The 19,868-nt window shown below is 66.2% G+C and carries 25 protein-coding genes; 16 read left to right on the forward strand and 9 right to left on the reverse strand.

Annotated features, from left to right (window positions below; all coding sequences use genetic code 11):
* The first annotated feature begins 51 nt into the window (after positions 1-51).
* Positions 52-771: an alpha/beta fold hydrolase gene (locus tag MNAB215_RS28065; RefSeq protein ID WP_245830418.1), complete on the forward strand. Its 720-nt coding sequence runs from the start codon at positions 52-54 to the stop codon at positions 769-771.
* On the opposite strand, the gene MNAB215_RS28070 is transcribed toward MNAB215_RS28065, so the two are convergent.
* Positions 768-1,523, reverse strand: a complete 756-nt coding sequence (locus MNAB215_RS28070) for a DUF3710 domain-containing protein (RefSeq protein WP_077081664.1) — start codon at positions 1,521-1,523, stop codon at positions 768-770. The genes MNAB215_RS28065 and MNAB215_RS28070 overlap by 4 nt on opposite strands.
* The gene (dut, locus tag MNAB215_RS28075; protein WP_077081665.1) at positions 1,520-1,984 is read right to left on the reverse strand and encodes a dUTP diphosphatase; all 465 of its coding nucleotides are present in this window, start codon (positions 1,982-1,984) and stop codon (positions 1,520-1,522) included. Before dut ends, MNAB215_RS28070 begins: the two co-directional genes overlap by 4 nt.
* Positions 1,985-2,009: 25 nt before the next feature.
* Between dut and MNAB215_RS28080 the strand changes: the two genes are divergently transcribed.
* Entirely contained in the window at positions 2,010-2,486 is a 477-nt protein-coding gene (locus tag MNAB215_RS28080; protein ID WP_077081666.1) for a DUF3093 domain-containing protein, read from the forward strand.
* A 9-nt stretch (positions 2,487-2,495) separates the two neighbouring features.
* On the opposite strand, the gene MNAB215_RS28085 is transcribed toward MNAB215_RS28080, so the two are convergent.
* Entirely contained in the window at positions 2,496-2,798 is a 303-nt protein-coding gene (locus MNAB215_RS28085) for a DUF4193 domain-containing protein (RefSeq protein ID WP_067115263.1), read from the reverse strand.
* Between the two features lie 182 nt (positions 2,799-2,980).
* Between MNAB215_RS28085 and cei the strand changes: the two genes are divergently transcribed.
* Positions 2,981-3,631 (forward strand): envelope integrity protein Cei, encoded by a 651-nt coding sequence (gene cei, locus MNAB215_RS28090; RefSeq protein WP_077081667.1) that lies wholly within the window; start codon positions 2,981-2,983, stop codon positions 3,629-3,631.
* A gap of 1 nt (position 3,632) precedes the next feature.
* Here cei and MNAB215_RS28095 read toward each other — a convergent pair whose 3' ends face one another.
* Entirely contained in the window at positions 3,633-4,502 is an 870-nt protein-coding gene (locus tag MNAB215_RS28095) for an inositol monophosphatase family protein (protein ID WP_077081668.1), read from the reverse strand.
* Between the two features lie 143 nt (positions 4,503-4,645).
* Between MNAB215_RS28095 and ppgK the strand changes: the two genes are divergently transcribed.
* The 4 genes from ppgK (at position 4,646) to MNAB215_RS28115 (ending at position 8,499) form a co-directional block, all read left to right on the forward strand.
* The gene (ppgK, locus tag MNAB215_RS28100; protein WP_077081669.1) at positions 4,646-5,425 is read left to right on the forward strand and encodes a polyphosphate--glucose phosphotransferase; all 780 of its coding nucleotides are present in this window, start codon (positions 4,646-4,648) and stop codon (positions 5,423-5,425) included.
* Positions 5,426-5,602: 177 nt separating this feature from the next.
* Positions 5,603-7,123 carry an RNA polymerase sigma factor gene (locus tag MNAB215_RS28105; RefSeq protein ID WP_108637725.1) on the forward strand — a complete coding sequence of 507 codons (1,521 nt, stop codon included), beginning with the start codon at positions 5,603-5,605 and terminating at the stop codon, positions 7,121-7,123.
* A gap of 69 nt (positions 7,124-7,192) precedes the next feature.
* Positions 7,193-8,053: a DUF4436 family protein gene (locus MNAB215_RS28110; RefSeq protein ID WP_077081670.1), complete on the forward strand. Its 861-nt coding sequence runs from the start codon at positions 7,193-7,195 to the stop codon at positions 8,051-8,053.
* Positions 8,054-8,121: 68 nt separating this feature from the next.
* Complete coding sequence (locus MNAB215_RS28115) at positions 8,122-8,499, forward strand: RidA family protein (RefSeq protein WP_077081671.1); 378 nt, start codon at positions 8,122-8,124, stop codon at positions 8,497-8,499.
* Here MNAB215_RS28115 and MNAB215_RS28120 read toward each other — a convergent pair.
* Positions 8,484-8,828 carry a DUF952 domain-containing protein gene (locus tag MNAB215_RS28120; RefSeq protein WP_083746376.1) on the reverse strand — a complete coding sequence of 115 codons (345 nt, stop codon included), beginning with the start codon at positions 8,826-8,828 and terminating at the stop codon, positions 8,484-8,486. The two genes, MNAB215_RS28115 and MNAB215_RS28120, sit on opposite strands and share 16 nt — an antisense overlap.
* A gap of 186 nt (positions 8,829-9,014) precedes the next feature.
* Here MNAB215_RS28120 and MNAB215_RS28125 point away from each other — a divergent pair, with 186 nt between their 5' ends.
* Positions 9,015-9,200, forward strand: a complete 186-nt coding sequence (locus tag MNAB215_RS28125) for a DUF7455 domain-containing protein (protein ID WP_077081673.1) — start codon at positions 9,015-9,017, stop codon at positions 9,198-9,200.
* A gap of 65 nt (positions 9,201-9,265) precedes the next feature.
* The gene (locus MNAB215_RS28130) at positions 9,266-10,273 is read left to right on the forward strand and encodes a YihY/virulence factor BrkB family protein (protein ID WP_077081674.1); all 1,008 of its coding nucleotides are present in this window, start codon (positions 9,266-9,268) and stop codon (positions 10,271-10,273) included.
* On the opposite strand, the gene MNAB215_RS28135 is transcribed toward MNAB215_RS28130, so the two are convergent.
* The gene (locus tag MNAB215_RS28135; protein WP_077081675.1) at positions 10,274-10,513 is read right to left on the reverse strand and encodes a DUF3039 domain-containing protein; all 240 of its coding nucleotides are present in this window, start codon (positions 10,511-10,513) and stop codon (positions 10,274-10,276) included.
* Positions 10,514-10,565: 52 nt separating this feature from the next.
* Between MNAB215_RS28135 and MNAB215_RS28140 the strand changes: the two genes are divergently transcribed.
* The 3 genes from MNAB215_RS28140 (at position 10,566) to MNAB215_RS28150 (ending at position 12,943) form a co-directional block, all read left to right on the forward strand.
* A complete protein-coding gene (locus MNAB215_RS28140) occupies positions 10,566-10,991 on the forward strand; it encodes a DUF3099 domain-containing protein (RefSeq protein ID WP_077081676.1) in 426 nt (141 codons plus the stop codon).
* 150 nt (positions 10,992-11,141) lie between these two features.
* Entirely contained in the window at positions 11,142-12,101 is a 960-nt protein-coding gene (gene sigB, locus MNAB215_RS28145) for a sigma-70 family RNA polymerase sigma factor SigB (protein WP_077081677.1), read from the forward strand.
* Positions 12,102-12,247: 146 nt separating this feature from the next.
* Positions 12,248-12,943: an iron-dependent transcriptional repressor DtxR gene (locus tag MNAB215_RS28150; RefSeq protein ID WP_077081678.1), complete on the forward strand. Its 696-nt coding sequence runs from the start codon at positions 12,248-12,250 to the stop codon at positions 12,941-12,943.
* Between the two features lie 5 nt (positions 12,944-12,948).
* Here MNAB215_RS28150 and MNAB215_RS28155 read toward each other — a convergent pair whose 3' ends face one another.
* On the reverse strand, positions 12,949-14,007 hold the full coding sequence (locus tag MNAB215_RS28155) for a DUF4192 domain-containing protein (protein WP_077081679.1): 1,059 nt from the start codon (positions 14,005-14,007) through the stop codon (positions 12,949-12,951).
* A 113-nt stretch (positions 14,008-14,120) separates the two neighbouring features.
* On the opposite strand from MNAB215_RS28155, the gene sthA reads away from it, so the two are divergent.
* Complete coding sequence (gene sthA / locus MNAB215_RS28160; protein ID WP_108637818.1) at positions 14,121-15,527, forward strand: Si-specific NAD(P)(+) transhydrogenase; 1,407 nt, start codon at positions 14,121-14,123, stop codon at positions 15,525-15,527.
* A gap of 16 nt (positions 15,528-15,543) precedes the next feature.
* On the opposite strand, the gene MNAB215_RS28165 is transcribed toward sthA, so the two are convergent.
* Positions 15,544-16,353, reverse strand: coding sequence for a trypsin-like serine peptidase (locus MNAB215_RS28165; protein ID WP_077081681.1), 810 nt, complete (start codon positions 16,351-16,353; stop codon positions 15,544-15,546).
* A gap of 220 nt (positions 16,354-16,573) precedes the next feature.
* Between MNAB215_RS28165 and MNAB215_RS28170 the strand changes: the two genes are divergently transcribed.
* Genes MNAB215_RS28170 through MNAB215_RS28180 form a run of 3 tightly spaced genes read left to right on the forward strand, consistent with a single transcriptional unit; the run spans position 16,574 to position 19,335 of the window.
* Complete coding sequence (locus MNAB215_RS28170) at positions 16,574-17,548, forward strand: proteasome assembly chaperone family protein (protein WP_077081682.1); 975 nt, start codon at positions 16,574-16,576, stop codon at positions 17,546-17,548.
* 35 nt (positions 17,549-17,583) lie between these two features.
* Positions 17,584-18,615: an alpha/beta fold hydrolase gene (locus MNAB215_RS28175; protein ID WP_077081683.1), complete on the forward strand. Its 1,032-nt coding sequence runs from the start codon at positions 17,584-17,586 to the stop codon at positions 18,613-18,615.
* A 33-nt stretch (positions 18,616-18,648) separates the two neighbouring features.
* Positions 18,649-19,335, forward strand: coding sequence for a PhzF family phenazine biosynthesis protein (locus MNAB215_RS28180; protein WP_077081684.1), 687 nt, complete (start codon positions 18,649-18,651; stop codon positions 19,333-19,335).
* A gap of 3 nt (positions 19,336-19,338) precedes the next feature.
* On the opposite strand, the gene MNAB215_RS28185 is transcribed toward MNAB215_RS28180, so the two are convergent.
* Positions 19,339-19,824 carry a peroxynitrite isomerase gene (locus MNAB215_RS28185; RefSeq protein ID WP_077081685.1) on the reverse strand — a complete coding sequence of 162 codons (486 nt, stop codon included), beginning with the start codon at positions 19,822-19,824 and terminating at the stop codon, positions 19,339-19,341.
* Between the last annotated feature and the right edge of the window lie 44 nt (positions 19,825-19,868).

A 19,868-nucleotide genomic window follows, 5' to 3' on the forward strand; every position in this document is an offset into this window, starting at 1 on the left:
TTGAGGCAGACGAAATTTTGGAGTCCGGCAATCGCCGGGCAATATCGGGGAGTGATTGTCGATCTGCGCGGTGTCGCAACGGTGTTGCTGCCCGGAACCGGATCCGACGACGACTACGTTGATCGCGCATTTTCCGGCCCGCTCGCAAGCGTCGGTGCCGTGCCGCTCACTCCCCCGCCCGACCCGCACCGCTTGATCGACGGCTACCGGTCCGCCCTGGACGACGCCGCGCGCGACGGCCCCATCTGCGTCGGCGGTGTCTCGATCGGAGCCGCCGTCGCGGCGGCCTGGGCGCTGGCGCATCCCGATCGCGCGGTCGCCGTGCTGGCCGCGCTGCCCGCCTGGGCCGGAGCGCCCGGATCGGCACCGGCAGCGCTCGCGGCGCGCTATTCGGCGTCCCAGCTACGCGCCGACGGTTTGGCCGCGACGACCGCACAGATGCGAGCCTCCAGCCCGCCCTGGCTGGCCGAGGAGTTGACCCGGTCGTGGCGCGCCCAGTGGCCGGATTTGCCGGACGCGATGGACGAAGCGGCGGCCTACGTCGCGCCGAGCTACGCGGAGCTGAGCCGGCTGGTCGCGCCGCTGGCGGTCGTCTCCGCTGTTGACGATCCGATTCACCCACTGCAGGTCGGCGTGGACTGGGTCGGCGCCGCCCCGCGCGCGGCCCTGCGCACGGTGACGCTGGATCAGATCGGAGCCGACACCGCGGCGCTGGGCGCGGCGTGCCTGGCCGCGCTCGGCGATATCGGAGGTAGCCGCAACCCGGCCTAGCCGCCGGTGGTGGTACGCAGCTGCTGCATGGCCGAGCCGTCCACGCTGCGGCGTGCGGCGGGCTCGGCGGGTGGCTGTTGCTCCTCGCCTTGCTCCTGGGCCTGCTGGGCCGCCGCAGCGTCGCGCAGCTGCTCGGCCATCGGCTCGGGCAGCTGCACCGGTAACGGCGTCCGCACCGGCAGCGGCGTTTCGCCCCGGCGAACCACGGTGTCCGTCAACGCCCCCCGCGCTTCCTGTTCGAGCGCCTCCATGGTCTCCTGCGGGCCGTTGATGACGCAGCGGATCATCCAGCGGTAGCCGTCGACCCCGATGAAACGCACCACGCCGGAGGCGGTGCCGACCACTTCGCGGCCCCACGGCCCGTCCTTGATGCTGACCTGGGCCTCGTCCTTGCGGAGTGACTCGGCGAGCTCGCTGGCCACCTCGCGCCACAGCCCGCCGGTCTTGGGGGCCGCGTAGGCGGCGATGGTGAAACGGCCGTTGGGCGTGACGACCCAGACGGCGCTGGGGACACCGGTCTCGGTCAGCTCGACCTGCAGCTGGCCTGCCTCCGGCATCGGAATGAGGACGGAGCCCAGGTCGAGCCGGGCCAGTTCGGCGACCGCGGGGTCGTCGAAGTCATCGATGTCGAACGGCCCCTCGAGCTCGCCGGAATCCTCGAGGCTTTGCTCGGGCACAGCCCGCGCCTCGACCGGGTCGTCGCCGGCGGGGCTGTCTTCGTCGTTGCCGGAGCGTTTACCAAATGCCATCACAAACTCGCATGTCCGCCGGAGGACCCGTGACCACCGTCGCCACGGGATGTTTCGGCCAGCCCCGCCTCGTCGAACGACGAGGCCTCGACCAGCTCGACTAACTCGACCCGCTGCACCAGCAACTGAGCTATGCGGTCGCCGCGATGCAGCACGATCGGCTCAGCAGGGTCGAGATTGATCAGGGACACCTTGATCTCGCCGCGGTAGCCCGCATCGATGGTACCCGGACTGTTGACGATCGAAAGCCCTACGCGCGCAGCCAATCCCGAACGCGGGTGCACCAATCCGACCATCCCGAACGGGATGGCGACCGCGACACCCGTTCGCACCAGAGCCCGTTGCCCGGGGTCCAGCCTCACGTCTTCGGCGCTGTAAAGGTCCACTCCGGCGTCGCCGTCGTGAGCACGGCTGGGCAGAGGAAGTTCGGGGTCAAGGCGGACAATGGCCAGACTGGTCGACACGGGGCCACAGACTACCCTTGACCGCGTGTCAGATACGCGCGTCGCGCCGCACCACGTGCGATATCGCGAACGACTTTGGGTGCCATGGTGGTGGTGGCCGCTGGCGTTCGCGCTGGCGGCGCTGATCTCGTTCGAAGTCAACCTGGGTGTCAAGAGCCTTCCCGACTGGCTGCCGTTTGCCGTGCTGTTCGCGGTGGCGGCCGGGGCGCTGTTGTGGTTGGGCCGGGTGGAGATCCAGGTGAGAGCGAGCGACGGCGGGGTCGAACTCTGGGCCGGGAACGCACACTTGCCGGTCACCGTGATCGCCCGATTCGCCGAAATCGCGCGATCGGCGAAGTCAGCGGCACTGGGCCGCCAGCTCGACCCGGCGGCCTACGTCCTGCACCGAGGCTGGGTCGGACCGATGATTCTGCTCGTCCTCGACGACCCAGACGACCCGACGCCGTACTGGCTGGTGAGCTGCCGTCACCCGCAGCGGGTGCTGTCCGCCCTGACAAGCTGAGCGTAGCTTTCAGGCCGCGCAGTCTGTACAGATCATCACGCCGTTCTTCTCGCTGGCGAGACGGCTGCGGTGTTGCACCAGAAAGCAGCTCGAGCAGGTGAACTCGTCAGCCTGCTTCGGGATAACGCGAACCGACAGCTCTTCGCCGGACAAGTCAGCACCAGGCAGCTCGAAAGACTCGGCGGTCTCGGATTCGTCGACGTCGACAACCGCCGATGCCGCTTCGTTCCGTCGTGCCTTCAGCTCCTCCAGCGAGTCTTCCGAGACGTCGTCGGTCTCGGTGCGCCGTGGAGCGTCATAGTCGGTAGGCATCGTCCTATCCCCTCACATGCCTGCGTTACCTCAAGCAACGCTTTGTACCAGCGTCGAACGCATCCACCAAATGATTCGTGCCCGGATCGCCGTCGGATGAGTTGTGATTTACGTCACAGTGCGCCTCTGGACCCGCCGCACAGCTCTAAACAGCGGGTTTGACGGACGTCTAGAGTGCACGTGTGGTCGCGCAAATCACCGAGGGTACGGCCTTCGACAAACACGGTCGGCCTTTCCGGCGACGCAATCCCCGGCCCGCCATTTTCGTGCTGGTGTTTCTGGTGGTGCTGACCGCCGTGGTGTGGGTTGTCGCGTTGACGCGGCCGGCGAAGGTGCGCGAGGCCGAAGCCTGCAACCCGCCGCCGCAGCAGGCCGGGGCGGCCCCGGCCCAGCTCGGCGAGCAGATGTCGCGATCCGCGATGTCTGACGTCTCGCCCGCCAAACTCGCCGACACCAAGGTCCGCGTCCTCAACGCCAGCGGCCGCGGCGGGCAGGCCGGCGACGTCGCCGGCGCGATGAAGGATCTGGGTTTCGCCCAGCCGACCGCGGCGAACGACCCGATCTACGCGGGCACGCGGCTGACCTGCCAAGGGCAGATCCGGTTCGGGACGGCCGGGCAAGCCACCGCCGCCGCGGTGTGGCTGGTCGCGCCGTGCACCGAACTGTTCAACGACAATCGCGCCGACGATTCCGTCGATCTCGTCCTGGGCACCGAATTCAGCGCGCTGGCCCACAACGACGACATCGACGCCGTGCTGGCCACTCTGCGCCCCGGCGCCAACGAGCCGTCGGATCCCACGCTGCTGACCAAGATTCACTCCAGCAGCTGCTGATTCAGTCCAGGATCGGGTCCAGGCCGTCGAATTCCCGCAGTGCGGCCAGCAATTGGTCGGCGATCCCGGGTGCGGCGGCGACGACCAACCCGGCACTGACCGCCGGCACTTCCGGCGCCGGCAGCACCACCCGGGCGCCGGCCTCGGCCGCGATGAGCGCACCCGCCGCGCGATCCCACACCTGCAGGCCGTGTTCGTAGTAGGCGTCCAGCCTGCCCTCCGCGACCATGCACAGATCCAGCGCCGCAGAACCGATGCGGCGCACGTCGCGAACCACCGGTAGCAACCGCGCCAGCAGCTCCGCTTGGCGGGCACGACGGCTGGGCGAGTATCCAAAACCGGTGCCCAGCAACGCCATTGACAAATGATCGACCTCAGCGCAGTGCAGCGCGTTGCGGCCGTCCTCGTCGGTGACATGGGCTCCCAGCCCGACCGCGGCCGAATACAGCCGGCCGGCCACCACGTCGGCGACTGCGCCCGCCACCGACACACCGTTCACCTGCGCGCCGATTGATACCGCGTAGGCCGGTATGCCGTAGACGAAATTCACGGTGCCGTCGACGGGGTCCAGCACCCAGGTGACCGCGTCGGCGGGGGTGGCCGCCGGGTCGGCGGGCCCGCCCCCCTCTTCTCCGAGAATCGGGTCGCCGGGCCGCAATTCAGCCAACCGATCGCGCAACAGCCGTTCCGTCTCAGTGTCGACGACCGTCACGGGATCGGTCGGTGTGCTCTTCGATCGGACCGCGCCACTGTCGGCAACACCGGCGTCGAACACCTCGGTACGGCGACGCCGCACGAAGTCGGCCGCCTCGGCGGCCAGCGTTTCGGCTACTGAGCGCAGCCGCGCGGGCTCTCTGTCCGGTCGCGTCACCGCTCTATCGCATCACAGCCGCAGCGGCTTCGGAGGCCGGCCCGGCCACGCGGCCACCCCGAACGCGCGGGGCCCCAACGAGCGCTCACCCGCCCAGTCGCCCGCTAAGGTGAGGGTCAGCCAAAATCTCGCCGAGGAGATTCATGACCAGCACGGACTCAGCTTCTGGACCGCAGCGTCGCGGATTCGGCATCGACGTCGGCGGCAGCGGCATCAAGGGCGGAATCGTCGACTTGGACACCGGGGCGCTGATCGGCGACCGGTACAAGCTGCTGACCCCGAAACCCGCCACGCCGTCGGCCGTGGCCAAGACCATCGCGAAGGTGGTCAACGAATTCGGCTGGGACGGTCCGCTCGGGGTGACCTATCCGGGCGTCGTCAACCACGGCATCGTCCAGACGGCGGCCAACGTGGACAAGGCCTGGATCGGAACCAATGCGCGCGACGTCATCGCCGCCGAGCTGGACGGCCAGCAGGTCACCGTGCTCAACGACGCCGACGCGGCCGGGCTCGCCGAAGTACGGTTCGGGGCCGGCCAAGACAACTCCGGGGTGGTGGTGCTGCTGACGTTCGGAACCGGGATCGGGTCCGCTCTGATTCACAACGGCAAGCTGATCCCCAACACCGAGTTCGGCCACCTCGAGGTGGGCGGCAAAGAAGCCGAGCAGCGGGCGGCATCGTCGGTCAAGGAAAAGAAGGACTGGAGCTACGAGAAGTGGACGAAGCAGGTGACCAGGGTGCTGATCGCCATCGAGAACGCCCTGTGGCCCGACCTGTTCATCGCGGGCGGAGGCATCAGCCGAAAGTCCGACAAATGGGTGCCGCTGCTCAAAAACCGCACCCCGGTGGTGCCCGCCACGTTGCTGAATACCGCCGGGATCGTCGGCGCGGCGATGGCCTCGATCGGGGACGTAACGCGCTGAATTTTCGCCGCTAGGGCGGTACCAGCGCCCACTGTCGTTACAATGGGTCACGGCGACGGCCCGACTGATAGCGTGCGAGGGTTCACGCTGATCTCAACGCCGACATTCGACATAGCAGACACTTTCGGTTAACCATGCCCAAACCCACCGAGAGTGCGTCCGACCGAAGGGGTCTAAGTGGCAGCGATCAGGACCAGCCCGGCGACCGATGAGCCGGTGAAGCGCACCGCCACCAAGTCTCCCGCGAAGCGCCCGGCGGCAAAGGTCACCAACGGCTCCGCGCCCGCAAAGCGCCCCGCCAAGTCGGCGCCCCGCGCGACCGCGTCGGCGCCGGAGGAGATCGAGGACGGCGGCACCGCAAAGAAGAGCCGCACCGCGGCCAAGAGCGCCGACGCGAAGGCGCCGTCGACCCGTGGCGCCAAAGCCGGGGCCAAGGGCGATGCCGAGTCCGAGCCCCTTGACGCCGACAGCGTCGCCGAGGACCTCGACGGCGAACCAGACCTCGAAGCTGTGGTCGTCGAAGACCTCGACATCGAGGCCGACCTGAGCCTCGATGACCTCGAGGACGTCGAGGTCGAAGCCGAAGTGACGATCGAACCGGCCGACGGCGACGACGCCGAGGTCGCCCCGGTCGCCAAGGCCGCCGCCAAGGCACCCGCGGACGAGGAAGAAGACATCCCCGAGCCTTCCGAAAAGGACAAGGCCTCCGGCGATTTCGTGTGGGACGAGGACGAATCCGAAGCGCTGCGGCAAGCCCGCAAGGACGCCGAACTCACCGCATCCGCGGACTCGGTTCGCGCCTACCTCAAGCAGATCGGCAAGGTGGCGCTGCTCAACGCGGAGGAAGAGGTCGAGCTCGCCAAGCGCATCGAAGCCGGCCTCTACGCCACCCAGCTGATGACCGAGCACGCGGAGCGCGGCGACAAACTGCCCGCCGCCCAGCGCCGCGACATGATGTGGATCTGCCGCGACGGCGACCGCGCGAAAAACCATCTGCTGGAAGCGAACCTGCGGTTGGTGGTTTCGCTGGCCAAGCGCTACACGGGCCGCGGCATGGCGTTCCTCGACCTGATCCAGGAAGGCAACCTGGGTCTGATCCGCGCGGTCGAAAAGTTCGACTACACCAAGGGTTACAAGTTCTCCACGTACGCGACGTGGTGGATCCGCCAGGCCATCACCCGCGCCATGGCCGACCAGGCCCGCACCATCCGTATCCCGGTGCACATGGTCGAGGTGATCAACAAGCTGGGCCGCATTCAGCGCGAGCTGCTGCAGGATCTGGGCCGCGAGCCCACGCCTGAGGAGCTGGCCAAGGAAATGGACATCACGCCGGAGAAGGTGCTGGAAATCCAGCAGTACGCCCGTGAACCCATCTCGCTGGACCAGACCATCGGCGACGAGGGCGACAGCCAGCTCGGCGACTTCATCGAAGACAGCGAAGCGGTGGTGGCCGTTGACGCGGTGTCGTTCACCTTGCTGCAGGACCAGCTGCAGTCGGTGCTCGAGACACTCTCGGAGCGCGAAGCGGGCGTAGTACGGCTGCGCTTCGGTCTCACCGACGGCCAGCCCCGCACCCTTGACGAGATCGGTCAGGTGTACGGCGTGACCCGTGAGCGCATCCGCCAGATCGAGTCGAAGACGATGTCGAAGCTGCGCCACCCGAGCCGCTCGCAGGTGCTGCGCGACTACCTCGACTAGATCCGAGCTGTTCAGCCGTCGTTCAACTGTGGGCATGCCCGGGCGGGTCCAGTCCTCTAGGGTTTGGGCGTGGCCGTCGGCGTGGGTGTCAAACCCAGTTCGCCGGCGCGCCCCCGACGTCCCCTCCTGCTGCTGGCCGTCCTCGTGTTCATCGGCCTGGTCGTTACCGCCGCGGTCTCGTTCGAGGACGAGGGCCACGCGTCGGGCGTCTCGGGCGATGCGGGCTTGACCGACGGAGTCCGGATCCACGCCAACCTGGAAAAGATGAATCCCGGCGATCCCCAGCTGGTGGTTCGGCTCGACTTCGAGCCGAGAGGTCGCTTCGCGCAGGACGGAATCTTTCTGGCCCAACGCATTCGGGTCGTCGCGGTCGGCGGCGCCGGCCTCGTCGACGAATCGTTCGCCGCCGGCGGAGTGATGACGCCGAGGACGCTTCCCGTCGCGCTCGAGGGCGGCGATATCAGCCAGTACCCGTTCGACCGCTACACCGCGCTTCTCGGTGTTCGCGTCCTCACCGGCGACGGCGCCCCCATCCCCTCGGCGTTGGTCATCGGCGGGTCGCTGCATGGCTACAGCGTCGACGTTGCCCAACCCATGCGAGAGCCCAACGGCGGCAACGACTTGACGATCAACGTGTCACGCGGGCCCACGACATGGATGTTCGCGGTTTTCATCATGCTGCTCATGTGGACGGTCACGATCCTCGCGCTGTGGCTCACGGCGAAGTTGATCCTGACTGACGCCGTGATCGACGTTCCGCTGATCTCACTGTTCGGTGTTCTGCTGTTTTCCTTTACGGCCCTGCGCAATGCGATGCCCAACTCCCCGGCCCTTGGCGCGCTCGCCGACTTCTTGTCCTACTTCTGGTGTGAATTGATGCTGGGACTCGCCTTGGTCGCCCTGCTCTTCTTCCGTATCCGCCGAACCTGAATGATCTGTCTTGCAACATGTTTCGCGATCGTGCCATCGCGGCCGCCCGCTAACGCTACGGTGACCGCATGACAGCCAAGCGCACGCTCGTCTCCTCTGGATCCGATTTCGAATCCACGGTCGGTTACTCGCGCGCGGTGCGTATCGGCGCACATGTGGCGGTGGCCGGCACGACCGGCAACGGGCCCACCGGCGACATCGCCGCGCAAACACGGGATGCGTTGCGCCGCATTGAAATTGCGCTGCACGAGGCTGGCGCAACCCTGGCCGACGTGATCCGTACCCGGATCTTCGTGACCGACATTTCTCGCTGGCGCGAAGTCGGGGCCGTGCATGCCGAAGTGTTCGGAGACATCCGCCCGGTAGCCACCATGGTGGAAGTCGCGGCGCTGATCGCACCCGAGCTGATGGTGGAAATCGAAGCTGACGCCTACGTAGCGTCCTGAGATCCCGCGAGTGGCGCGAAGGTGCCGTCCGGACCGGGGCGATAGGCATCCACCCGGGTCACGGCGGTCACCGGCAGCGGCCCGTACAGATGCGGAAACACCATCGACTCGGGATCCGTCGGCACTCCGGGCTCCCAGCGAATCGGCGAGTCCAGCAACGCCGGATCGATGTGCAACAGGACCAAGTCTTGGCGACCGCGGTAGATCCGGTTCGCCGGCAGATGCACCTGCCCGGGCGTCGACAGGTGAACGAAATCGACATCGGCGGAGGTATCTGGGTGTATGAAACCCAAATTTTGGGCATTAGACCATTCACCAATTGCACACATGTGCACCAGAACGGCAGGAGCGGGGGTCACGTGGAAGAGCCTTCCAGAACGACGTTCGGCGATCCCCAGGCCGGCCGTTTGCCGGTAGCGAAAAACTCGTGAGAAACGACACACCCGATAACGATCGGGGAACAACGCGAAAACCGTATACGTCTGAGAGAGTGAATGCACGAGAGGGAGAAGCCAATGAACGCAACTTTGACCAGTCCTGAGCTGACTCGATTTGATCGTTGCGACCGCTGCGGTGCTGCAGCTCGCGTCCGCGCCAAGCTGCCTTCCGGAGCTGAGCTTCTCTTCTGCCAGCATCACGCCAACGAGCACGAAGCGAAGCTGACTGAGCTCGCCGCCGTGCTGGAGGTCAGCGGAAGCTAGGTGTGTCCAACTCGCGCAGTCCACAATGTGGGTGTGCGAGTTGTCATCGGTAATGCTGGTCCCCTATGAGCGATCAGGTGGCCGCAAAGCCGTCCCGTCACCACATCCGGCGAATTGCATTAAGGACTCTTTCAAAAAGCTGGGACGACTCGATCTTCGCTGAATCGGCACAGGCCGGTTTTTGGTCGGCGCTGTCGACGCCGCCGCTGTTGCTGGGGCTGCTCGGCGCGCTGGCTTATGTCGCCCCGCTGTTCGGTCCGGATGCGCTGCCCAACATCGTGCACAGCGCGATCTCGGCGGCGCACAGTTTGTTCTCCCGCAGCGTGGTGAACGAAATCATCGAGCCGACGATCCGCGACATCACCGCCCACGCTCGCGGTGAGGTGGTGTCCTTGGGCTTCCTGATCTCGCTGTGGGCGGGATCGTCAGCAATCTCGGCATTCGTCGATTCCGTCGTCGAGGCGCACGACCAGACGCCGCTGCGCCACCCGGTACGTCAGCGATTCTTCGCTCTGTTTCTGTACATCGTGATGCTGGTCGTCGCGGTGGTGAGCGCGCCGATCGTGGTGATGGGGCCGCGCAAGGTGTCCGAGCACATTCCGTACGCGCTGGCCAACGTGCTGCACTACGGCTATTACCCGGCACTGATCCTGGCGTTGATGGTCGGGGTCATGCTCTTGTACCGGGTCGCGCTGCCCGAGCCCCTGCCGACGCATCGGCTGATTTACGGCGCCGTCCTGGCTACCGCCGTCTTCGTCGTCGCGACGGTGGGCCTGCGTATCTACTTGGGGTGGATCACCAGCACCGGCTACACGTACGGCGCGCTGTCCACACCGATCGCCTTTTTGTTGTTCGCCTTCTTCGCCGGTTTCGCAATCATGATCGGCGCCGAACTCAACGCCGCCATTCAGGAAGAATTTCCCGCGCCCAGGACGCACGCCCACCGGCTGCGCAATTGGCTGATGTCGCGCTCCCCTGCGTTGCGCAAGACGATGGAGTCGCTGCAGAATCCCGTGACGACCAATCCCGTCACGCAGCAGCGCGAGGTCGCGGCCGCAGAGCCGCCGGCCTGATCAGCCCTTCTTGAGATTCTCGTAGATCTGCTTGCAGTCCGGGCAGACCGGTGAGCCCGGCTTCGCCGCCCGCGTGACGGGAAAGACCTCGCCGCACAACGCCACAACATGGCTGCCCATCACCGCGCTCTCGGCGATCTTGTCCTTCTTGACGTAGTGGAAAAACTTAGGGGTGTCGCTGCCGGTCCCGTCGTCGACGCGTTCGTCGGTCTCGGTGCGCTCGATCGTCTGGGTCTGCATATCTCATATTGTGCATGGTCGCCGCAAAACCGGCTGAGCCGGAATCGATCACGTGTGGGACAGTGGAGAGATGAAGCGCGGCTCCGGTCTGGGGTTCGATGACAACGGCACCCCCGTGCTCATCACGGCTGCCGAACCGTCCTACGACGAGCAGCACCGCGCCCGGGTCCGTAAGTACCTGACGCTGATGTCGTTCCGGATTCCCGCGCTGATCCTGGCCGCCGTCGCCTACGGTCTCTGGCACAACGGCCTGATTTCGCTGGCGATCCTCGCGGTGTCGCTGCCCCTGCCGTGGATGGCCGTGCTGATCGCCAACGACCGCCCACCGCGCCGCTCTGACGAGCCTCGGCGGTTCGACGACGACCGCCGGCGCACTCCGCTGTTCCCGACGGCCGAGCGGCCCGCGATTGAGGCTCGGCGTCATGTGGAGCCACACCACGACGCGCGGGGCTTCGGGACCGACGACGGTTCCGACTAGCCGTCCGTTCGACTCCACTTCTCAGGACATTCTCAGGTCTTCGCCACATTTCTGCACGTCAAGCCGTGTGAGATGGCGGCTTGGTGGGAACTCTCTGGGCTGATTTGTCGTTTAACACCATGACAGCTACAAGCCAATCGGGAGGTCGCTATGGCGAACGCCACCACGAGCAGATTTGACGGCGATCTAGATGCTCAAAGCCCCGCAGCGGACCTAGTGCGCGTATATCTCAACGGGATCGGTAAAACGGCGTTGCTCAACGCCGCGGGGGAAGTTGAACTTGCCAAGCGCATCGAGGCGGGCCTCTACGCCGATCACCTACTCGCAACTCGTAAGCGCCTCGGCGAGAACCGCAAACGTGAGTTGGCGGCCGTGGCACGCGACGGTGAGGCAGCGCGACGTCATCTGCTGGAAGCCAACCTGCGCCTAGTGGTCTCGCTGGCCAAGCGCTACACGGGACGCGGGATGCCGTTGCTGGATCTGATCCAAGAGGGCAACCTCGGCTTGATCCGCGCGATGGAGAAGTTCGACTACACAAAGGGATTCAAGTTCTCCACGTATGCCACCTGGTGGATCCGCCAGGCCATCACCCGGGGCATGGCGGACCAGAGCCGCACCATCCGGCTTCCGGTTCATCTCGTCGAGCAGGTCAACAAGCTGGCGCGGATCAAGCGGGAGATGCACCAGAACCTGGGGCGTGAAGCCACCGACGAGGAACTGGCCGCCGAATCCGGCATTCCGGTCGAGAAGATCAACGACCTGCTCGAGCACAGCCGCGACCCGGTGAGCCTGGACATGCCGGTCGGCTCCGAAGAGGAAGCCCCGCTGGGCGATTTCATCGAGGACGCCGAAGCGATGTCCGCCGAGAACGCGGTGATCGCCGAGTTGTTGCACACCGACATCCGCAGCGTGCTGGCCACTCTCGACGAGCGTGAGCATCAGGTGATCCGGCTGCGGTTCGGCCTGGACGACGGGCAGCCCCGCACCCTCGACCAGATCGGCAAGCTGTTCGGTCTGTCCCGCGAGCGGGTTCGTCAGATCGAGCGCGACGTGATGTGCAAGCTGCGCAACGGCGAGCGGGCCGATCGGTTGCGGTCGTACGCGAGTTGACACACCGGCGGCGCCGATGAGCGCTTCCAGGTAATCGGGTAGCTGTATGCCCGCCGCAGACGCGGCGGGCATACTGCTTGCTTAGGGAGCGTCAAACGCATTTCGGCGGACCGCCAAGTAGACTCAGCGTCAATGGAGGGTGCTGGATGAACGACCTGGTTGATACCACCGAGATGTACCTGCGGACCATCTACGACCTCGAAGAAGAGGGTGTGACGCCGCTTCGGGCTCGTATCGCCGAACGGCTCGACCAGAGTGGGCCGACCGTCAGCCAGACCGTGTCCCGGATGGAGCGCGACGGGTTGCTCCATGTGGCCGGGGACCGACACCTCGAGCTCACCGACAAGGGCCGGGCGCTGGCTGTCTCCGTGATGCGCAAACACCGCCTCGCCGAGCGGCTGCTCGTCGACGTCATCGGGGTGCCGTGGGAGGAAGTACACGCCGAGGCGTGCCGGTGGGAACACGTGATGAGCGAGGAAGTCGAGCGGCGGCTGGTCAAGGTGCTCAACCACCCGACGACGTCTCCATTCGGCAACCCGATTCCCGGTCTGCTGGATCTGGGTGTGGGCCCGGATTCCGGTGCCGACGACGCCAACCTGGTCCGCCTGACCGAATTGCCGTCGGGATCACCGGTCGCGGTGGTCGTCCGCCAGCTCACCGAGCACGTGCAGGGCGACATCGACCTGATCACCCGGCTCAAGGACGCAGGCGTCGTCCCCAACGCGCGCGTGATCGTCGAAACCAGTCCCGCGGGCGCCGGGGTGACCATCCTGATCCCGGGGCACGAGAACGTCACGCTGCCGCACGAAATGGCGCATGCCGTCAAGGTCGAGAAGGTCTAACCCCGCTACCCGGCACATCGGCCAGAGGCCCGCCGCGGCGGTAGCCGTACCCCGAGCCGCTTGGCCATTCGGTATCCGGTGATGGCGAGTTCGCGGATCTGCTCGGGCCGCAGGCCGGACTGCAACGCCGTGTCGAGCATGCCCGCCATCCGATGGTCCGGCTCGCAGCGCAGCGCGGCTTCCAGCGACACCCCGGCCAGCGGCCCATCGCCACGCACGTAGGCGCTGAAGGCGAGTAGCACCAGCGCCTCGACCCGCCACGGCGCGGGCAGCGTGCGCGCCAGCAGTGCCCACAAAGTCTCTGCCTCACCGGCTTTTTCGCTGACGGCCAGCGCGTAGAGCGTGTCCCGCACCTGCACGTCGCGCAGTGCGCAGCCCAGCGCGGCGACCTCGGCGTCGGACACCGATTGGCCGCGTGCCACGCGCGCTGCGGCGGCCATCGCGTCTTCCACGTCGCGGCGCCCGCACGCCAACGGATCTTCCCGATGCGCGACCGCACGCCGGGCCGCATGCTGGGAGGCCGCGGCGACCACCGCGGCGCTGCGCGACAGGTCGTCGGGCGCGATGACCGCCTGCAGGTCGGCGCGGCGTGGGTAGAGCCGCCGCCCCTGCAGCACCGCCGCGGCGGCCAAGGGCGACGCCGAGGGGTCGTCGACCGCGCCGCCCGACCCGCAGCCGTCCACGCAATGCCAGCGGCCGCCGACCGCGACACGGTCGACCACGTGCGCCGCCCACAGCTCAATATCATTCTGCGCCAACGCCTTTGAGAGCACAGCGCAAAGTTGCCGGTATTCGGAGTTGCACTGCGGGCAGTGCGCACCATCGGCGTCCACGATCACGGCAATCATGGCCTCGGGCGCGGCCGCGGCGGCAATCTCAACGAGGTGGTCAACGCGGTCGATGAGGTCATCAGAGAGGTCAACGCGCATCACCGCCCCCAATTCACCGTCCCCCAACGACACCAGGACCAATGAATTTTCCGGAACGAAGCCGAGAACAGCCGGTAGCGCTGCGATCAGCGCTGCCGGGTGATTCAGTTCGAAGTCAGGCGAATACGTCGTCATGAGACCCCACGCTGACGGGCGCCACCGTCAGGCCGCGTTCGCGCATCTGCGATCCCGCGTCCTCTTGTGGAGAAAGTCTCGACTGTGGGCCTTATCGTCTACTCATGGGTTCGATGCAGGAATACGACATCGTCGTGATCGGTTCGGGGCCTGGGGGTCAGAAGGCCGCGATCGCCTCGGCGAAGCTGGGCAAGTCCGTGGCAATCGTCGAGCGCGGCCAAATGCTCGGGGGCGTGTGTGTCCAGACGGGCACCATTCCGTCAAAGACGTTGCGCGAGGCGGTTCTTTACCTCACCGGGATGAGTCAGCGCGAATTGTACGGCGCGAGCTACCGGGTGAAGGAAAAGATCACCCCGGCCGATCTGCTGGCCCGCACGCAGCACGTGATCGGCAAGGAAGTCGACGTGGTGCGAAACCAGTTGATGCGCAACCGCGTCGACCTGCTGATCGGACACGCCCGATTCGTCGACCCCCACACCGTCGAGGTCGAAGACCCCTCCCGCCGCGAAAAGCTGACCATCAGCGGCAAGTACATCGTCGTTGCCACCGGCACCAGGCCGGCACGACCGTCCGGAGTCGAGTTCGACGAGGACCGGGTGCTCGACTCCGACGGGATCCTTGACCTCAAGACGCTGCCCGCCTCGATGGTCGTGGTGGGCGCCGGTGTGATCGGCATCGAGTACGCCTCGATGTTCGCCGCGTTGGGCACCAAGGTGACCGTCGTGGAAAAGCGCAGTGACATCCTGGACTTCTGCGACTCGGAGATCGTCGAGGCGCTGAAGTTCCACCTGCGCGACCTGGCGGTGACCTTCCGGTTCGGCGAGGAGGTGACCGCCGTCGACGTCGGCGCCGCCGGCACCATCACCACGCTGGCCAGCGGAAAGCAGATTCCTGCCGATACGGTGATGTATTCGGCGGGACGCCAGGGTCAGACCGATCACCTCGACCTGCACAACGCGGGCCTCGAGGTCGAGGGCCGCGGGCGGATCTGGGTCGACGACAAGTTCAGGACCAAGGTCGAACACATCTACGCGGTCGGCGACGTCATCGGCTTCCCCGCCCTGGCCGCGACGTCGATGGAGCAGGGCCGGCTCGCCGCGTACCACGCGTTCGGCGAGGCGTGCGACGGCATCACCGACCTCCAGCCGATCGGCATCTACTCGATCCCGGAGATCTCCTACGTCGGCGCCACCGAGGTGGAATTGACCAAGGACTCGATCCCCTACGAGGTAGGCGTGGCCCGGTACCGCGAACTGGCCCGCGGCCAGATCGCCGGCGACTCCTACGGCATGCTCAAACTGCTGGTGTCCACCGACGACCTCAAGCTGCTCGGAGTCCACATCTTCGGCACCAGCGCCACCGAGATGGTGCACATCGGTCAGGCCGTGATGGGGTGTGGTGGCACCGTCGAGTACCTGGTCGACGCGGTGTTCAACTACCCGACGTTCTCCGAGGCCTACAAGGTGGCCGCGCTCGACGTGATGAACAAGGTGCGGGCGCTCAACCAGTTCCGCCGGTGATCGGCTGCGGTCGGCCCTAGCAGGGGTCGTCTAAATCGACCGGCACCGGATCGCCAGGGCCGCCGGCTTCGGCGCGGGCCAGGAGCTGGGAGATGTGTTGGTCGAACGGCGCTGAGTAGGAGACGTTCTCGGCGCACCCGCCACGCTCGAAACCACCGATCACCCCGATCACCGTGGTCCCGCTGACCCACGGCGCGCCGCTGGTGCCGTTGACCAGCCCGTCGCAGATCAGCGAGGGAAAGCCCCCGTCGGTGACCGCGGTGCGGCCCTGACATCCGATCGGCGATCCGCCGACGCCGGTGGGATAACCCACCACGGTGACGTGACTGCCCGGCGGCGGTGCGGTGCCCAGTGTCAGCGCCAATCCGGCGTGCGACTCCACTGAGCCGGCGTGGTCGCTGCTGACCCGCGCGATGGCGTAATCCGCGTGCGGATCCTTGCTGGCCAGCCAACGTGGATCCAAGTAGACGTTGTCGGCCGTCCAGACGTCGGCCGGCGGCCCGTCACCGGCCATGCCGGGCGCAAAGCTGAACTGGGTGGCCCCCGCCAGACAGTGGGCGGCGGTCAGCACCAGGTTGCCGCCCGCGGAGTGCAGCACCGAGCCGGTGCACACGTGCTGGCTGCCGCCGTCCAGGAAGATCGCGCCCACCCGGCGGTCCGGTTCCACCGGACCCGCGACCGCGCCCTGCTCGAATTGACCGAGGTGCTGTGCCGACCCTCCCGAGCGCGCCGGCGGCGCGGTGGTTGGGGAGGCATGAGCGGGCGGCCGGGTGCACGACGCCATCAGCGTCAGCAGGCCGCACAGCAACAGCATTGGGATCCGCATCGGCTCCTATCATGCCCGACCACACCCCCACCGGCTGAATTCAACGCGTTGGCTGCGCCGCGAGATTTGCTGGCCAACGCGCTCGAACAGGCCTGGAACAGGCAATCTGTGAAAGACGAATTACATTTGAGCCCCACTGCGTTTCGATTATTGGTGCCCGTTGAATTGGGGGACACTGGCTAGGGCACTCTGGAGACACCCCCGAGAGGAGGAAACCCCTATGGCCCACCACCAGGACCCTGACGACGAGTACTACCAGCCAGGGCAATCCGGCATGTACGAACTCGAATTCCCGGCGCCCCATCTGGTGACGTCCGATGGCCGCGGCCCGGTGTTGGTCCACGCTTTGGAGGGTTTCTCCGATGCCGGTCACGCCATACGGCTGGCTGCCAGCCACCTGAAAGCGGTACTCGACGCCGAACTGGTCGCATCTTTCGCGATTGACGAATTGCTGGATTACCGCTCGCGGCGGCCGCTGATGACCTTCAAGACCGATCACTTCACCAAATACGACGACCCGGAGCTCAGCCTGTACGCACTGCGTGACAGCGCCGGCACCCCGTTTCTGTTGCTGGCGGGATTGGAACCGGACCTGAAGTGGGAGCGTTTCATCACCGCGGTTCGCCTGCTGGCCGAGCGGCTCGCCGTGCGGCAGACCATCGGTCTGGGCACCGTGCCGATGGCAGTTCCGCACACGCGGCCGATCACATTGACCGCGCACTCCAACAACAAGGACCTGATTGCCGACTTCCAGCCTTGGATCTCGGAGATCCAGGTCCCCGGCAGCGCATCCAACCTGCTGGAATACCGGATGGGCCAGCACGGTCACGAGGTCGTCGGGTTCACCGTGCATGTTCCGCATTACCTGACGCAGACCGACTATCCGGCCGCCGCGCAGGCATTGCTCGAGCAGGTCGCCAAGACCGCGTCGCTCGAGCTGCCGCTGTCGGCGCTGACCCAAGCCGCCGCCGAGATCCGGGCCAAGATCGACGAGCAGGTCGAGGCGAGCGCCGAGGTCGCTCAAGTGGTGACCGCACTCGAGCGCCAGTACGATGCCTTCATCGACGCTCAGGAGAACAGGTCGTTACTAAGCCGCGACGAGGACTTGCCCAGTGGTGACGAACTCGGCGCAGAATTCGAGCGATTCCTGGCCCAGCAGGCGGAGAAGAAGCGCGACGACGACGACCTGGCTTAAACCCTCTGAGCTGGCCCGACAACAAGGTTGGGGAGATGACCGAGCGGAAGCGCAAGACCGATCTTCGCCCGGTGCGCGAAGTGACTACCCCCACACTGCAATTCCGCACCATTCACGGTTACAAGCGGGCGTACCGCATCGCCGGGTCCGGGCCGGCGATCCTGCTCATCCACGGCATCGGTGACAACTCCACCACCTGGAATACCGTGCAGGCGAAGCTCGCTCAGCGCTATACGGTCATCGCTCCCGACCTGCTCGGCCATGGGCGGTCCGACAAGCCGCGCGCCGATTACTCGGTCGCTGCCTACGCCAACGGAATGCGCGACTTGCTTTCCGTGCTCGACATCGAGCGAGTGACGATCATTGGTCACTCGCTTGGCGGTGGGGTGGCTATGCAATTCGCCTACCAGTTCCCGCATCTGGTTGAACGAGTGATCCTGGTCGCCGCGGGAGGCGTCACCAAGGACGTCAACGTCGTCTTCCGGCTGGCCTCGCTGCCGATGGGCACCGAGGCCCTGGCACTCCTGCGACTGCCGTTGGTGCTGCCTGCGGTACAAATGGCCGGGCGAGTCGCGGGCCTGGCGATCGGATCGACCGGCCTGGGCCGTGACCTGCCGAACGTGTTGCGCATCCTGGACGATCTGCCGGAGCCGACGGCCTCGTCGGCCTTCAGCCGGACGCTGCGGGCGGTGGTCGACTGGCGTGGCCAGATCGTCACCTTCCTGGATCGGTGCTACCTGACCGAAGCCATGCCGGTGCAGATCGTTTGGGGCACCAAGGATGTCGTGGTCCCGGTCCGGCACGCCCGGATGGCGCACGCCGCCATGCCGGGCTCGCGCCTCGAGATCTTCCAGGGCTCAGGTCACTTTCCGTTCCACGACGACCCGGCTCGATTCATCGATGTGGTCCAGCGCTTCATCGACTCCACCGCGCCCGCCGAATACGATCAGACGGCGCTTCGTGCGTTGCTACGCAGCGGCGGTGGCGAACGGACGGTCACCGGCCCGGCCGACACCCGCGTCGCGGTGCTCAACGCCATGGGTTCCGACGAGCGCAGCGCTACCTGATAATTCCGTTGACCCGGGTCGTACAGTCGGGTCATGGGTATCGATGTCACGGTGCTGCGGGTATTCACCGATCCAGACGGGAACTACGGAAATCCGCTCGGCGTGGTCGACGCCTCGCAGGTCGATCCGGCTGAACGTCAACAGCTGGCCACCGAATTAGGCTACAGCGAAACGATATTCGTCACCCTGCCCGACGCCGGCTCAATGACTGCGGACGCCCACATCTACACTCCACGAACCGAACTTCCCTTCGCCGGCCACCCGACCGTCGGGGTGTCGTGGTGGCTGCGCGAGAGGGGAACCCCGATCCACACGCTTGCGGTGCCGGCTGGCATCGTCGAGGTGAGTTACCAAGGCGATCTCACCGGTGTCAGCGCACGCGGGCAGTGGGGCCCTGAGCTTGCGTACCGCGAATTTGATTCAGTCAGTGACCTTCTCGCGGCCGACCCCGCCGAATTTCCCGACGATGCCGCGCACTACCTGTGGGCGTGGATCGATGAGTCCGCCGGGTCGTTGCGGTCTCGAATGTTCGCCGCGAATCTCGGCGTCACCGAAGACGAGGCGACCGGGTCCGCGGCGATACGGATAACCGAGCATCTGGGCCGCGACCTGCACATCACACAGGGCAAGGGATCGATGCTCGAGACCACCTGGAGTGCCCAGGGCTGGGTCCAGGTAGCCGGTCGCGTCGTGAACGACGGTGTGAGACAACTGAATTGAAGTTCAGGCCTTGCGGTGCAACGCCGCGTCGAGGTGGTCCTGCAGGGGTTGCCCGACCGCAGCCATGCGCATTGAGTAAGACAGCTGGTCGCCATCGATGCGGAAGGTTCGGCCGAGCGCCGTCACCTCTTTGGCGGTCGGCGTCAAGCCGATTGACGTTGTGGCCAAATCGATTTCGATGAGGTCACCGGTCACCGTGTAGCTGCCAACCTCGATTTCGGTGATGCCATTCGGATGAGCGAGCACCAGCTCGACCCGGCCCGGCGCGGGCACGCGGAAATACCCTGTCTCGGCGTGCAGGGGTCTGCCATCGGCGACCGACTTGGTCTTTTGCGCGTAGGCCAAAAACGGCTTTCCCACATGGGAAAATACGACTTCCTCGAGATACTCGAAGGGCTGGATCGTCGGGTACTTGCCGGCACCTCGACCGGCCCACGTGCCCAGCAACGGCGCCAGTGCCTCGAGATCTGGATGCAACTCCGGGAGCATGAAAACAGCCTAGCCCGCAGTCCGTTTCGGCCCGGGCCGCACGC

It is taken from the genome of Mycobacterium numidiamassiliense, assembly GCF_900157365.1.
Classification (GTDB): Bacteria; Actinomycetota; Actinomycetes; order Mycobacteriales; family Mycobacteriaceae; genus Mycobacterium; species Mycobacterium numidiamassiliense.